At 38.7% G+C, this 14,248-nt stretch carries 20 protein-coding genes and 1 pseudogene; 12 read left to right on the forward strand and 9 right to left on the reverse strand.

Going from position 1 to position 14,248, the window contains the following annotated elements; all coding sequences use genetic code 11:
• The first annotated feature begins 29 nt into the window (after positions 1–29).
• Together QPL79_RS05640 and QPL79_RS05645 are read left to right on the forward strand one after the other, a co-directional pair.
• A complete protein-coding gene (locus tag QPL79_RS05640; protein ID WP_285273827.1) occupies positions 30–770 on the forward strand; it encodes a C25 family cysteine peptidase in 741 nt (246 codons plus the stop codon).
• Positions 771–782: 12 nt separating this feature from the next.
• Complete coding sequence (locus QPL79_RS05645) at positions 783–1,727, forward strand: PepSY domain-containing protein (RefSeq protein WP_285273828.1); 945 nt, start codon at positions 783–785, stop codon at positions 1,725–1,727.
• Between the two features lie 159 nt (positions 1,728–1,886).
• On the opposite strand, the gene QPL79_RS05650 is transcribed toward QPL79_RS05645, so the two are convergent.
• Positions 1,887–2,120 (reverse strand): hypothetical protein, encoded by a 234-nt coding sequence (locus tag QPL79_RS05650; protein ID WP_285273829.1) that lies wholly within the window; start codon positions 2,118–2,120, stop codon positions 1,887–1,889.
• Positions 2,121–2,792: 672 nt separating this feature from the next.
• On the opposite strand from QPL79_RS05650, the gene QPL79_RS05655 reads away from it, so the two are divergent.
• Genes QPL79_RS05655 through QPL79_RS05670 form a run of 4 tightly spaced genes read left to right on the forward strand, consistent with a single transcriptional unit; the run spans position 2,793 to position 5,656 of the window.
• Complete coding sequence (locus tag QPL79_RS05655) at positions 2,793–3,560, forward strand: basic amino acid ABC transporter substrate-binding protein (RefSeq protein WP_285273830.1); 768 nt, start codon at positions 2,793–2,795, stop codon at positions 3,558–3,560.
• Between the two features lie 7 nt (positions 3,561–3,567).
• Positions 3,568–4,221: an ABC transporter permease subunit gene (locus tag QPL79_RS05660; RefSeq protein ID WP_285273831.1), complete on the forward strand. Its 654-nt coding sequence runs from the start codon at positions 3,568–3,570 to the stop codon at positions 4,219–4,221.
• Positions 4,218–4,985, forward strand: coding sequence for an amino acid ABC transporter ATP-binding protein (locus QPL79_RS05665; RefSeq protein ID WP_285273832.1), 768 nt, complete (start codon positions 4,218–4,220; stop codon positions 4,983–4,985). Before QPL79_RS05660 ends, QPL79_RS05665 begins: the two co-directional genes overlap by 4 nt.
• Complete coding sequence (locus QPL79_RS05670; protein WP_285273833.1) at positions 4,982–5,656, forward strand: amino acid ABC transporter permease; 675 nt, start codon at positions 4,982–4,984, stop codon at positions 5,654–5,656. Before QPL79_RS05665 ends, QPL79_RS05670 begins: the two co-directional genes overlap by 4 nt.
• Positions 5,657–5,787: 131 nt before the next feature.
• Here the strand turns inward: QPL79_RS05670 and QPL79_RS05675 are convergent, their stop codons facing one another.
• The 6 genes from QPL79_RS05675 to QPL79_RS05700 form a co-directional block, all read right to left on the reverse strand.
• Positions 5,788–6,912, reverse strand: a complete 1,125-nt coding sequence (locus QPL79_RS05675) for an alpha/beta hydrolase family protein (RefSeq protein ID WP_285273834.1) — start codon at positions 6,910–6,912, stop codon at positions 5,788–5,790.
• Positions 6,913–7,045: 133 nt separating this feature from the next.
• Entirely contained in the window at positions 7,046–7,318 is a 273-nt protein-coding gene (locus QPL79_RS05680; protein WP_285273835.1) for a hypothetical protein, read from the reverse strand.
• A gap of 30 nt (positions 7,319–7,348) precedes the next feature.
• The gene (locus QPL79_RS05685) at positions 7,349–7,564 is read right to left on the reverse strand and encodes a hypothetical protein (RefSeq protein WP_285273836.1); all 216 of its coding nucleotides are present in this window, start codon (positions 7,562–7,564) and stop codon (positions 7,349–7,351) included.
• A gap of 84 nt (positions 7,565–7,648) precedes the next feature.
• Complete coding sequence (locus QPL79_RS05690) at positions 7,649–7,777, reverse strand: hypothetical protein (RefSeq protein ID WP_285273837.1); 129 nt, start codon at positions 7,775–7,777, stop codon at positions 7,649–7,651.
• Positions 7,778–7,859: 82 nt separating this feature from the next.
• Positions 7,860–7,997: a hypothetical protein gene (locus QPL79_RS05695; protein WP_285273838.1), complete on the reverse strand. Its 138-nt coding sequence runs from the start codon at positions 7,995–7,997 to the stop codon at positions 7,860–7,862.
• A 55-nt stretch (positions 7,998–8,052) separates the two neighbouring features.
• Complete coding sequence (locus QPL79_RS05700; RefSeq protein ID WP_285273839.1) at positions 8,053–8,199, reverse strand: hypothetical protein; 147 nt, start codon at positions 8,197–8,199, stop codon at positions 8,053–8,055.
• 284 nt (positions 8,200–8,483) lie between these two features.
• Between QPL79_RS05700 and QPL79_RS05705 the strand changes: the two genes are divergently transcribed.
• The 3 genes from QPL79_RS05705 to QPL79_RS05715 all read left to right on the forward strand — a co-directional run bounded on the left by QPL79_RS05705 (position 8,484) and on the right by QPL79_RS05715 (position 11,009).
• Positions 8,484–9,569 carry a uroporphyrinogen decarboxylase family protein gene (locus tag QPL79_RS05705; protein WP_285273840.1) on the forward strand — a complete coding sequence of 362 codons (1,086 nt, stop codon included), beginning with the start codon at positions 8,484–8,486 and terminating at the stop codon, positions 9,567–9,569.
• A gap of 179 nt (positions 9,570–9,748) precedes the next feature.
• Entirely contained in the window at positions 9,749–10,774 is a 1,026-nt protein-coding gene (locus QPL79_RS05710; RefSeq protein WP_285273841.1) for a carbohydrate kinase family protein, read from the forward strand.
• Between the two features lie 31 nt (positions 10,775–10,805).
• Positions 10,806–11,009: a tautomerase family protein gene (locus QPL79_RS05715; protein ID WP_285273842.1), complete on the forward strand. Its 204-nt coding sequence runs from the start codon at positions 10,806–10,808 to the stop codon at positions 11,007–11,009.
• Positions 11,010–11,195: 186 nt separating this feature from the next.
• Here QPL79_RS05715 and QPL79_RS05720 read toward each other — a convergent pair whose 3' ends face one another.
• Positions 11,196–12,485: an RNA-guided endonuclease InsQ/TnpB family protein gene (locus QPL79_RS05720; protein WP_350309091.1), complete on the reverse strand. Its 1,290-nt coding sequence runs from the start codon at positions 12,483–12,485 to the stop codon at positions 11,196–11,198.
• A gap of 56 nt (positions 12,486–12,541) precedes the next feature.
• A pseudogene (locus QPL79_RS05725) lies at positions 12,542–12,700 on the reverse strand (MerR family transcriptional regulator); the annotation flags it as partial.
• A gap of 278 nt (positions 12,701–12,978) precedes the next feature.
• Here QPL79_RS05725 and QPL79_RS05730 point away from each other — a divergent pair.
• The 3 genes from QPL79_RS05730 to QPL79_RS05740 all read left to right on the forward strand — a co-directional run bounded on the left by QPL79_RS05730 (position 12,979) and on the right by QPL79_RS05740 (position 14,236).
• Positions 12,979–13,173 carry a flavin reductase gene (locus QPL79_RS05730; protein ID WP_285273844.1) on the forward strand — a complete coding sequence of 65 codons (195 nt, stop codon included), beginning with the start codon at positions 12,979–12,981 and terminating at the stop codon, positions 13,171–13,173.
• Between the two features lie 177 nt (positions 13,174–13,350).
• Positions 13,351–14,073: an alanyl-tRNA editing protein AlaXM gene (gene alaXM, locus QPL79_RS05735; protein WP_285273845.1), complete on the forward strand. Its 723-nt coding sequence runs from the start codon at positions 13,351–13,353 to the stop codon at positions 14,071–14,073.
• Between the two features lie 19 nt (positions 14,074–14,092).
• On the forward strand, positions 14,093–14,236 hold the full coding sequence (locus QPL79_RS05740) for a hypothetical protein (RefSeq protein ID WP_285273846.1): 144 nt from the start codon (positions 14,093–14,095) through the stop codon (positions 14,234–14,236).
• Positions 14,237–14,248 lie beyond the last annotated feature (12 nt).

The raw sequence follows: 14,248 nt of genomic DNA on the forward strand, positions 1-14,248 counted from the left end.
TCTCTGCCTTTTTTTAAGGATGAGAAGCAGTGAGCTTTGGTCATAACAATCAACCAACTTCTTCAGCAAAAACTATATTAATAGCAACAACATTATTAATCATTGCAACTGCTGGTATTACTCATAGTGTAGTAGCTGATGTATGGCTCGATGCTCATTATGATTCGAGACTGGAATATGCTGATGACAAGGTTGATGCTATAAAACTTATAATGGAGAATGAGTGTTTAGGGGGAATGAGATACACTGTTTACGTATTTGGAGACTGGTATAAGGATTGGATCATTAAATATAGTTTACCTTATGCCATTGTATGGCACATAGCTTCTCATGGGGGCTTTGACTCTCTGGGAAACAATTTCCTGCTAACTCATTATAATGAACTAATATATGGGCAAGAGATACCTGATCTTACAAATGTTCATGAAGGTGGTCCTATGTATTTAGCATTTGCTTCAGCCTGTTATTCTGGTCACCCTAGAGTGTGGTCCAGGACCTATATGTTATATCAGGGCTTTCTCGACAAAGGAGCTCTTGCATATATGGGGTACATGTACACAGTAGGAGATTATGAGGCTTTCTTGTTCGCACGCTGGTTTTACCATTATGCGGCAGGAGATGATGGAATAATACATACTGTTGGCGAGGCCAAGACCTTGGCTAAGTATATGGTGCCTGCAGTAAAGGGTAATATACAACTTTATGGAGCATCGAATATAGTTATTGTGGATGGGTATTATTTTGTGAATACCTGTGTCAAGGGTGCGTAAATAGGTGGTGATATGGTTCTGAGGTTTCCTCCTAAAATTTTTGCATTACTATCTCTAATACTTACATTGATAGCAATAGGCATAGTTGCTTACACTGCAATTTCACCAAACCAAGGCTTTCGCAACATAAGCAATGAGACGTCTAAACCTCGATACGAGCTACCCATCATTATTATAGATTCTGATAAGGCCAGTGTTAAAATAAGTCTTGAAGAAGCTATGAGAATGGTTTCTAGAATATGGGATGTGCCTAAAAGCGCTCCCTCGGCCAGAGTTATTATAGATAAAATCGAGGGTAGAACTTATTGGTCCCTTGGCTGGGTGGAGAATAGCGGAAAGGTTTATGCCATGGTTGATGCTGAAACAGGACAGGTGGTGTTATTACACGATTTCAGGTATAAAGCAAAAATGGATAATTTAAAGAACCGTGCTCGTGCTGTGGAAATAGCTGTGAAGTTGCTGGAGAAGCTTGGTATTCCCACGCACATGCTAACGCCTGAGCCCTCTGTGTTAATTGAGAGAGCGCCTGCTGATGGACCAGTTCAAGAGATAACATATGAAGTTATGTGGAAACAGGTGTACAAAGGTATTCAGGTTATTGATGGCTATGTAATTGTCTCAGTAGATCCTGAGAATCAGCGGCCTGTGGGCTTTGTAGTTAAGCTCTTGGATGTGGAGAACATATCGGTGGAACCAAAGATAACACGTGATTCAGCAGTAGCTATTGCTACTGAGTTTCTGAAGTCAAGGGGCTACAGCCTTGGAGAAGTTGCTGAGGTTAAGCTCTGTATTGGAAGACCTAACTACTATTGGGAGGGTAAGCCAATAATACGGGGCCCGCCATCACTTCTATGGATTGTTGTATTCAAAAAGCCTTATAGTGATTCAGGTACTGTTGAAGTATGGGTTGATGCTCACAGTGGGGTGGTTGTTGGTGGAGACAAAACACGCTGCTAAAGCGCTTCTGAAGCTGGTTAAAGCTCTTCAGATAGTGGTCTTAATAGCCTCAATAATATTTTTTATTCATCCCTGGGCCGAAGTTTTTATCGAGCGATGTGTTATATATTATAACGGGCTTAGCTTTAGCTGTATTAGGAGAGAATGTATCAACCCACCCTATCCCACAGGGCTTTTATCTCTTCTCGGATTCTTCTTTGGCTTTCTCTCTATATTCAGCTCGAGGAAAGCTCCTTTATTTAGCTTGGTAAGCGGTTGTCTCATAGCTCTTAGCAGTTTGCTCTCACTCATGCAATTAAAGCTGTACATAGCACCAGCATCGAGATCCATATACATAACACCCTGGATATACATGCATATTACCACAGGCCTTGTACTAACAGTTCTAAGCATATTTCAACTCCAGTTGCAAAGCAAATTTAGCAATAAGAAGAGTTAGCAAAGAGAAGAACACGTCGAAGACTATTGGCTTAGACAATAATAAAGACTCATAAGCTTTAGCTTTTCAGCTACTACAGATATCTAGAGCCACACACCTCAACAACAACAAAGTATTCACAAAAGACTAAGCACAGGCTGTTTTCGATTTAGCGATAAATTTAAATGCTTTTGTTCACATGTAAATACTTGATGATGAGAAAAGATGTTGTGTAAACACATCTCTGTGATCCGCTATGCGGTGAGAGGGGGTGAGAGAGTAAGAGTTGCAGATGGGAGTCTCGTGGCGTTGGGCTCGACAGAGCCCCATGAGGCTTGGGTGAAGCTGGTGAGCCCAAGCCTAGGGCTAACCCCACTCACGGAATTAAAAGTGATTGAAACCTATTATAAGTACCGTGAGTGGGGAAACGCTAAAACCTAGGAATGTGGGATATTGCCAAAAACTGTGAATAATCCTTCACTGTAAGAGCCAAGTCTTCATTACTGAACCACTAAATACATTGTTTAGCGCTTCTTTTGTTAAGAACAGTTCTCCTGACATCATCAATAATCTGCTTATGATTTTAAATAAAACTTTTATACTCTATACGTTAAAGCATAACATTAAAACATACTAAGGTTTTGGCCATGAGCAAAATAGTTTATGTTACAATAGCTGTTGTTGTAGTTGTAGCTGCTGTGTTTGCAGTATATTACCTTGGTTTCTTGAGCAAGCCTGTAGAGAAGGTTTTGAGGGTTGGGACATCGCCTGATTTCCCACCTTTTGAATATGTTGATGAGAAAACTGGTGAAGTTGTTGGAATAGATATTGACTTGATTAAGGCTATAGCCAATAGGCTTGGGTACAAGGTTCAAATTGTTAGCATGGATTTTGATGGTCTTATACCAGCTCTTGAACAAGGCCAGGTGGATGTTGTTATATCGGGTATGACTATAACTGAGGAAAGAGCTAAGAGAGTTGATTTCAGTATACCGTATTGGAAGGCTGACCAGGCTATAATAGTTTCTAAAGGCTCTTCATTTAAGCCATTGAAAATAGAGGATCTTGTGAATCACACTGTTGGTGTGCAAAGTGGTACCACAGCTGAGCAGCTTCTTGATAGCTATGTTTCCAAGGGCTATAACATAAATGTTAAGAGGTATTCCTCATACACACTAGCTGTTCAGGATTTGATAAATGGTAGAGTTGATGCTGTTGTTGTTGACTCTCCAGTTGCAAATACATTGGCCAAGAAATACAGTGTAGAGGTTGCTGCTACTATAACAACTGGTGAGGAGTATGGAATAGCTGTTAAAAAAGGCAATAAAGCTCTCTTAGATCAAATAAACAAGGCTTTAAGCGAAATTCTTAATAGTAGTGAGTGGGACTCTATAATCTCTAAGTATATGGGCTAGAAACCAAATGGATTTTAATCAGCTTTTTCAAACAATAATATTCATTGCTTTAAAGGGTGTTTCAAACACTTTTCTATTGTCTTTCGGAGCTTTTTCTCTTGGCCTTGGACTTGGATCTTTACTAGCATTTATGCAAGTCTTGATTGGGGGATTTGCAAGCAAGTTGATAGATTTTGTGACAAGGGTTTTGAGAAGTATTCCACCAATTCTCATGCTTTTCATAGTTTTCTACGGCTTTAGAATAAACAATGTGGTTGCAGCAATAATTGGTTTGGGTATTATAAGCTCTGCATACCAATCACAAATACTTAGAGGTGTTGCAGAAGCTGTTGCTGCAAGGCAGCTTGATGCAGCACTTTCGATAGGACTTGATTTGTGGGGTTCTTTTAGAAGTGTTATACTTCCACAAGTTGTTTTGTTATCTATACCAGCTCTTCTAAATGAATTTACAACAATTTTGAAGGATTCTTCAATAGCTTATGCAATTGGTGTTGTTGAAATGTTTACTACTGCTATAAACTTAGCCAATGCCAGAATGGAGTACGCTATTCCACTGGTCTCAGTATCAATTCTCTATATAGTGATATGCTTTGGCATATCCTATGCAGCTAGCCTTATCCACAGAAAAATATCTTTGCTAGGCTATGGTGAATCAATGTGAAGACTTTGCTTCAGGCTATAGATATCCACAAGTATTTTGGTAAGCAACATGTTTTAAAAGGTATTAATCTCGATGTTTACGAAGGAGAAACAGTTGTTATCATAGGCCCTTCGGGCTCTGGAAAATCAACGCTTCTCAGATGCCTAAACCTTTTGATAAAACCTGATAGAGGTAGAATAATATTTGATGGTGTTGACATAACAAGTGGTGGTGTTGACATAAACAAGGTTAGACAAGAAATTGGATTTGTTTTTCAAAGCTACAACCTCTTCGCCCACTTAACCGCTATTGAAAATGTTGTACTAGGTCTTGTAAAAGTTAAGAAGATGAGTAGAGAAGAGGCTAGGAGAGTAGCTGCTGAAGCTCTTTTATCTGTTGGTATAACAGAGGATTTGTGGAGCAAATACCCAGCTCAGCTATCCGGTGGTCAACAGCAGAGAGTTGCTATTGCAAGAGCCATTGCCATGAATCCAAGGCTTCTGCTTTTAGATGAACCAACATCTGCTCTAGACCCAGAACTTACTGTAGAGGTTTTGAATGTGCTTGAAAAACTATCTGAGAAGAGAATGACCATGATAATTGTTACACACCAGCTTGGTTTTGCCATGAGAGCTGCTGACGAAGTTGTTTTCATGGAGGATGGGAAAATAGTTGAGAAGGGTCCACCTGAAAAAATTTTGCTTAATCCAGAGAAGGAGAGAACAAGAGAATTTGTTTCTAGGCTCATGGAGCTTTACAGAATGGAGAGGATGCGAAGACAATGAGTGAAGTAGTAAACGTATTCGCTAGCTATGCTCCAGAATTGCTAAACGCATTGATTTTAACTCTTGAAGTAACCTTTCTCTCATTTGCTATAGGCCTTGCTGGAGGTGTTGCAATAGCTATTTCAAGAGCATCAACACCAAAGCCAATAAAAATACTGATAACAGCTTTTGTTGAGCTTGTAAGAGGAACTCCAATGGTTGTTCAACTTTTCTTCATATACTATGCACTGCCTTCAATAGGAATTAAGCTAGACCCGTTCACAGCATCTGTTTTTGCAATGGGTCTAAACTCAGCTGTTTACCAATCAGAGTATTGGCGAACAGCAATAGGGTCTATACCAAAAACACAATGGGAAGCTGCTTATTCTCTTGGGCTAAGCACCTTCGGCGTTCTAGCAAATGTTGTTCTTCCCCAAGCTCTTAGAATAGCCATACCACTTCTATCAAATGAGTTGATATATTTACTTAAATTTAGCTCAATAGCATACTTCGTTGCCCTACCTGAACTCGTTTACACAGGTAAGTGGATAGCCTCAAAAACATTTGCCTACATAGAGATATACACAATTATAGCAATATTCTACATAGTCATAACAATGATTCTAAGCGAAATTCTGGTAAGACTTGAGAAGAAGCTTTCAATACCAGGTATAACAATAAAAAGAATATAGACATTGAATTCCTTTGCCATACAAACACTTATAAGATTTTTCTCAGCAAATATACTTGCTGAAGCCCGGTGACGAACCGAGAAACAAAGTGGGGTTGCACTCGGTTGGATGATCCTGGGCGGGCCCCCTGGTCACTGCACATCTTCTCTACTCAAACATTTGCTAAGCCAGGAAAATGCATCTTCCTGCATCTCAACATCGAATATGTGTGGTTTTTCGTAGAATACTCCGTGGTAGTTGTGCTCAGCACCAAGGCTTTTGTATATTGATAAAATTTTGTTATGCGCCTTTAACTGTCCCTCATAGGGGAATATAGCATCTTGCTTGCAGTACTGAATCATTAGAGGCTTTGGTGCATGAAGAAGTGCTAAATCTGGAAAGTCAAAGTATTTCAGCATGCTTGGTACGTAGAGAGTCCATGCATGTTCAATACCTCTTTTGATAATCTCGTCTATTGTGCTCATAGCTACTGCAACAACACTACACTTCACATTATTGCCTAGAGCTGCTAAAAGCAAACTTCTCAAACCACCTAGCGATGCTCCACAAGACCCTATTCTATTTGGATCCACCTCATCTCTGCTAAGCAAATACTTTAGCGAAACAAGATCCTCATACACAATCAAGCCAAGTATGCTAACACCAATTATTGAAAGAACTTTGGCCACAAAGTTTTCAATTCTATATGAAGCCTCATTATATCTTTTCACAACCTCGTTAACATCGCCAATGCTAGTCTCATCAACAACACCAATTCTTCTACTCCCAAAAAGAAAAACATCAATGGCTAGAACAGCAAAACCTTTCTTAGCTAATTCAAAAGCCCAGCTTCTTCCACCATAAAAACTCTTTTTATAGCTACGCAAAATCTCTGGCTCGTTAGAAACAAAAGCAATTTTCTCTTTACCAAAATACTTGAAGCCTCCATGATCATGAAGAGCAAGAACAGCTGGAAGTTTTTCACTAACTCTTTTTCTTGGATACATGAAAAAACCTTCTGATTTACCCCCATATGGAAGACCATAAGAAATCTTCTCAATAACTACATCATCATAAATAACACTGCTATCTATAGAGGCATTGCGAAACTCTACTGGTATGTTAGGCAAAAGCAATTCGAGAAGTTTTTGCCTCAGCTTTTCTTTAAACACGTTCAATTCGCTAACCTTGTTCAAATTCCAAGACAATGCGTGAAAACCATACCTTTTCTCAAAATAGCTTAGCAAATTCAATATATCATCAACAACAATATTCATAATACCACAACCCTTTTTGTTTTTAACAAAAATAGAATTTTGCACAAAAATATGCTGTTTTTAAGTCTTTGCTAAGACTCCAGAACCAATTCAGCAAACACTTTATCAACATTTTCATCAATTCCAATCACCACTATGTCATAATAGTTTTCAACTCATCCTCTATAACTGTTCCAAGCATCGAATACTCAGCTATTCTAATCTTCACCTCTTTCGATGTGTATATTCTCAAAAGCTTCTTTTCAAATACTTTCAAAGGCACTCCTCCAAACCATCTCCAAGACCTTGTGAAAAGATCTTTTATTGAAACTGCATATACCCCTCCATCACCTGCTCTATATGTGTATAATGGACAGTGATTAACATATGAAGATCCGAAATATGCATATTTTCCATCTGTTGTCATGCCATATATGAAACCTGTTGTCGATATTATTTATGGTGATACAGAGTCTATTCTTAGCAGCATTCCAAATGTTGTTTTGTGGAATGGTTCTGTAGATCCCTCATATGGATTAGCAGCTATAATTGGTATTCCAAGTATGTACAAGGGTCTTTCAGGTAATGGTATAACAACGTTTTCCTTTGAACCAAAAACCTCTAGAAATGGGTACAAAGTATATCTGTCTCTATATAAGTCAACAACAATCATTGCACCTCCGTAGAAGGCAACTAACTTGTTTTATAGTTGAACTATTTGGCCACCATCGCGATTAATAGAAATTTTTGCCCGGCTTTAAACCAAAGTCAAACTCTTCAACAATCTACTCTCATTGCTTAAGGTATTGAAGATTACTATAGCTGATTTCTCCATATGAGCTGGATTGAATAGTGTTGCAAATATTTTATCGTCTTTCATTTCCATTTTGTAAACAGTTCTATTTCTAAATACACTCAACACGTCTAGTAGACAAGCTTATTCTCCAAAGCCCAAGCTCAGCATATCCTCATGTCATCATACAAAGATCTGTTACCTCACCATACCAGTGATTTGGCTGTATTCTATCATCCCATTTCCTAGACCACAAAAGCTCAACTTTACCACTATCATTTATGAAATGTAGGTGACTATACTTCTCTCTCATATCCTGTTTAGCCAATGTTCTATCAGTTGAAATCAGAAGTCCTGGTAGTCTTTATCTAGCCACCAAAGAAACTATACTCCTTATTCCATGTCATAGCCCCATGAGTATCTCCACCAGCTCTAGGAGACTTACCAACAAGCTCACAGCTATACACTAGTTTTCCATCTATGTAAACCTTTCCAGCATGACCATCCTGAATCACCAAAGAGCCATTTACTGAGTAAAAAAGCTAGGTAAAAACATCTGAATTGATTCTGCCCCATCCCAACCTCATCATGAACTATAAATCTTCTTGATGAAAACTGGGTTCAACCATATTCAAAACTAAATCAATTATTGTTGCCTCTGCATTAAAAATTTTACTTTTGAATAAACATCTTCTTAGTGAATAGTGTAATGTTTATAAATTGAAATATACCACGCCCTATTCTAAAGTTTTTTAGAGAATGTGGAAACATGTGTACACATAAAAGTGTGGAGCATAACTTGAGTATAGCTAAGCTGTTTAGAGATAACTTCTTGAGATCGGCAAGATTTAGTCATCCAGATTTTATTCCTTGTAGAATTATATTATCTCGCCCCATTCTATACACATATAAAGAGAAGATACTTGAAGTAATTGAGAGGTTTCCCCTGGCCTTCCCCAATTATGATGTTAGTAGCATGAAATTTGATAATGTTTTAGCAACTTTTGATGAAAATAGACTTGTAAGAGACGTTTTTGGCACTGTCTGGAGGTATAGAATTGCTGGTCTTGGTCCACAGCCACATGAATATCCACTAGCTGATCTAGATAGGGTTTGGAGTTGGGAGTTGCCTGATCCAGAAGCTGGTTATCCCATAGGCTATGCAGATCCAAAGCCTATGATTTCATGGGAAGAGCTTTTCGAGATATTTGATAAAGCTAGGGAAAGAGGTGATCTAGTTGTTTTTAGTCTTCATCACTTTCTCTTTCAAAAACTCATGGATTTAATACCTCTAAACAAGCTTTTACTAGCTATCTACAGTGGCGATAAAAGATTTTTAGCAGCACTTGAAAAAGTTGCTAACTACCAGCTAGGATTGCTTAAAATAGCCAAGAGATACAATGGAATAGATGTTGTAGCATTTTTAGAGGATCTTGGAAGCCAGGACTCACCCCTCATAAGACCTCAGCATCTCAAAAAATATTTCCTACCATACTACAAAATATTCTTTGATGAAGTTAGAAACATGAACGCTTTCATATATTTCCATAGCGATGGGCGCATAATACCACTTGCCAATGTGATTTTAGAAGCAAAACCAGATATTTTAAACATACAGGATATTGTTAATGGAATTGAAAACATATCAGCTCATTTCAAAGGAAAGCTATGCATAGATCTCGACATAGATAGACAGCACCTAATACCATATGGCACTAAAGAAAAAATCTTTTCACACTTCAAAGAAGTTGTGGAGAAGCTGAACATAGAACTTGGAGGGTTGATGATACATATAGAAGTGTATCCACCAACACCCCTCGAGAACATAGTTTTTTTAGCAGAGGCATGCTATAGGTATTGCTTTAATATTGGCTCCAGGTACTAGATTTGCATTGCAAAAATGTTTGAAAATTTAGAATAGATTTAGAAGACTAGACTTTTATATTTACTTTTTCACATTAGAGAAGCTGTTAAAAGATTTAAAAATTTTTAAATAAACTTGTTTCTATGCATGTATAAGAAAGGCCATGTGGATTCTAAGTAAAAAGCTCTAGGAGATGTTGAATGGCTCCTAAAATAATGCTTGTAGGAGTATCTGTTTGTGATATTATTTTGGTTGTTCCTGAAATTAGTAAACCTGGTGATATTGTTTATCTTGATAGGGGTATAACAATTTCGTTGGGTGGTCATCCATGCAATATTTCTGTGGATCTTGTTAAGCTTGGATACTCATCTTCATTAATTTATGTTGTGTCTGCTATTGGTAATGATTTTTGTGGAAAATTTATTGAGGAAACGCTGTCTAGTTATTCTCTTCAGCTAAATCTTGTTAAGATTCCTGGTGTTGGCTCTAATAAGAATGTTATTGTTGTTGTTAAAGGAGAGGATAGGAGGTTTCATGTTGAGGTTGGAGCATCTATGCACATGCAGTCAAAAGATGTTATAAAGCTTGTTGAGGAGGTGAAGCCTGGTTTAATTCACTTAGCTGTTGGTCTTCTAGGCGATGTTGATACCAATTTGCAAAATGTTTTAGCTGCTAGTCACAATGTTGGTGCTGTGACTTTTGTTGATGTTGGTGCTCCAAGACCTTATGGAAAAGCTGATTGGAGGTTTTTGATAGAGTCTTTGAAGTATGCTGATATATTTCATGCTAATCGCTATGAGCTTCAAAATGTTTTTGGTGTAGAGGGTATTTTTGATGGAATTAAAAAGGCTTTGGCTACAGGTGCAAAAATTGTTGTTGTAACAGATGGTGAAAGAGGGGCTTATATAGCAAAAGACAATTATGTTATATATCAAAAGGCATTTAAAGTCGATGTGGTTGATCCAACAGGAGCTGGAGATGCTTTCCAAGCTGGGCTAATATACAAACTTGTTGAGTTAGCTGGAGACAAATTTAGTAGAAGCTACATAGAAGGCATTGGCTATGACGAACTTGCAGAAATACTTTTGTTTTCGCAAGCAGTTGGAGCAGTATGTGTTACACAACCAGGAACCACAACAGCTGTGTCAAGAGAAAATGTTGAGAATTTGCTGAAAAAGCAAAGAGATGAGGTTATGAAAAGCATTAAAAGAATGAGAATTTTATAGATTCCAGATACAAAAATGTGAGGTGATGGTAATGCCCATTGTCCATGTCTATATGTGGAGTGGTGTTTCTAGGGAAGCAAAAAAGAAAATTGTTGAGGGTATTACACAAGTTTTTGAAAGCATTGGAGTGCCAAAGCAAGCAGTTGAAATTGTTATTCATGAAATTCCAAAAGAGAATTGGGGAATTGGTGGAGAACTAGCAAGTGAGAAATTCAAAGAAGTCAAGCCTCCCTAAAACCTCAAAACACCCTTTTCCAAACAAACTCATTTTTATATAATCACAGCTACCTGCACATAAAGTTACCAATGTTTTGCTTAACACAACTAAGAATTGCATATTACCAAACAAATACTTTTATTTTGCACCTCATTGATTAAATTTGAGGTGACTAAAATGTACAGATTGTTGCACCGTTTGTCCCTAGATGTTCATTCTAATCATTTTATATGAATTCATGGTCTCATCTAGGGACTTCCGCCTCGCCCACAGGGCTCTGGGTACCCGTGTGGGGTCATGGGCGGCTGTCGAGCCCAACGGCACGGGGCTCCCATCTACGAAGAGCCCAGCGAGGCTTGGAGCAATGCTCCCATCACCTCGCAAGGCTATGAGAAGAAGGTTCCAAACAGCTACCACGTCTCTGTGCCACATTTCACCACCTCTTTCGCACTTGCCTATCCTTGATTCATTCCCGTAGACTATTTTTGAGCCGTGGATTGGGCAGAGCCTGGACGTGTTCCTCGGGTTCACGTAGACTACTGAAACGCCGTACTCTCGAGCTTTCTCCTCAATCGCCTCCTGCATGCCTCTAAAGGCGGCTTGAAATATCCTGTGCCTCAGCTGGCTGTCCCTTATCCTGAAGACCATCTTCTCACCGGGTCTCCTCCCGAGTTTCTCCATGACTATGGCGTAACCTCTCTTGGAAGCCTCTCTCACAACAATATTCGCAATCTTCCACCTGGTATCCTGCTTCTTCTCCCGCTCCCTAAGCTTCCTAAAGATTTTCCTCTTAACCCTCGACTTTATGCCATGAACCTTGTCGTATTTTTCCTGAACCCTCTTCCTCCTGTAGTAGTAACCTAAAATAATGTCCTTCATATCTGTCTCGAAGAGGTAAGCAGTACCATCGATTAGTGCGGTGACATTGTTCTCATTAACATCAACAGACACAAAGCCACGTGGTCTATGCTCCTCAACCTCTTTCACGAAGGTCAAGTAGACTAGCAACTTCCTGCTCTTTCTGTCTAGCTTAATCCTCGCCTCTGAGGCAAGCTTCCAGCTCTTATTCACGTACTTCCAGTATTGTTTGTGCGGTATAACTTCGAGAGGTATCCAGCCCTTATGGGTAGCTACTTTAATAGATGTTAAATCATTTGCTTTCCACAAGTGGTCGTCTAGCCAGATAGAGACACTGTTGACTTCTGGGTACTCTCTTTCAACCAACCCCTTCTTCCTCAGCTTGAGAAAGCTCTTAGCTCTTGTGGATGCGTCTTGACAAGCAGTATATGCATAGTGAGAAGGGAGCTGAGGATATAGATTCCTTAACTCACGATACTTCAAAGCTTTTAGCCTTGTGAAAGATGCAATACCCTCTCTCACAGCATGCAACACTAATTGCTCAACCATGTTGCGGTACATACCCTCAAGCTCAACAAAAACTCTGAAGAACTTTCGCGGAAGAGGAGGCGTCTCAACAACAACGGTTCTAGCCACCCTCATCTTTCTCAACCTCTTCTACCAGTTTTTGAAACCCTCCTTGCTGAAGTACCCTCAATAATCCTCCTGACCTCGCTCTCAGGAATCCTATACTTCCCACCAGCAGTCCTAATGGCTTTGACCCTGCCTTCTCTAACCCACCTAGAGAGAGTAGAATAGCTTATGCCAAGCCTCTGACAAACCTCCTTAGGCCTCAGCAACTTCTCAAACATCTACAACCACTACATGGATTCCAAAGAAAATAAATACTTACAAAGCTTGTAAACTTCTCACAGAATAATCAATTAGGAAACAGCCCTTAAGAACATATCTAATTGTTGCTGATAAGCCCTTTCTACTCCCTTTTGGGAGTTCCTGCTTGCTACACTATTTAAAGTGTTTATTTGTTTTTCTTTAAAAGTTTTGTTGAAGTTTTAAGAACATTGCTTAGAAAAACAAGAATAGAATTTGCTTCTTTAACAAAAGTAGGTGTTCTAATGATAAAAATGCTTTGACAAGTCTGGAATGCAAAGTTGTTGGAAAGCATCTATGTGATGATCGCGAGCTTTTTGTTGGTGAAGTTGTTGCTTATCACTATAGAGAGGATGCGTTTAAAGATGGTGAGCCAAATCTTGAAGCTGGTTTTTTAGCACATATAGCATTCAACAGGTTTGTGACTTTTTCAAAAAGCATTATACATGTTTAGGTTTCGCAACAAAAACATTTTTATAACTGTTTTTACTAATTGAGAAGCTCTTCATAGTTGGAATAACAAAGTTGTTTGCTACCTGAAGCAAATTGTGTATGCTTCTTTTTAATCTCTACGATCTTTGCTATAAAGCTATATATTTGTGTCATTTCCAAAAATTGTGTGGTGCTGAATATGGTTACCGAGTTGCTTTATCAAAAGGATAGCTATTTGAAGGAGTTTACAGCTGTTGTGAAGAGTGTTGATAAGAATGTTGTTGTTTTGGATAGAACAGCTTTCAACCCTCGTAGTGGTGGTCTTGAGCATGACACTGGATATATTATCAAGGGTGGTAGAAGCTATCGTGTTGTCAATGTTGTTATAGATAAGAATACAAGTGAGGTTCTTCACCATTTGGAGACTCCAGACCATGATATTGCCCCTGGTGATGAAGTTAAAGGTGTTATAGACTGGGATAGAAGATATAGAATAATGAGAATGCATACAGCTGCTCACATAATATCAGCTATTATGTATAGAGACTATGGAGCTTTGATAACAGGTGGGAATATAGATTCTGAGAAAGCATATGATGACTATAGTCTTCAGGAATTCAACCAAGAGATATTCAGAGATGCTATCAACAAAGCAAATCAAGTTGTTCAGCAAGGCATTGAGGTAAAGATTTATTGGCTAAAAAGAGAAGAAGCTTTGAAAATACCTGGAATAGTAAAGCTAGCATCTAGAATGCCTCCAGAAGTTGAGTTTCTAAGAATTGTTGAAATACCTGGAGTGGATATACAAGCAGATGGAGGACCACATGTTAGAAACACTAGAGAAATTGGGGAAATAGTGTTTCTAAAGGCTGAGAACAAGGGAAGAAACAAGAAGAGATTGTACTACACAGTTAAACCATAAAAATTAACCAGTTGCACATATGTTTTTTGCAGATTTTAGAACAACTCAGGGGAATAGAGGTCCTGGAAGACCAGGTGGCATGAACATGAAAGATGTTTTAACAAGAAATAGACAGCTAAAGCTATCCACAAGCATTGTTGCAAAACTTTTTGAAAAGCTTTAGCATAGTCATAGC

Source organism: Ignisphaera cupida (genome assembly GCF_030186535.1).
GTDB classification, from domain to species: Archaea; Thermoproteota; Thermoprotei_A; order Sulfolobales; family Ignisphaeraceae; genus Ignisphaera; species Ignisphaera cupida.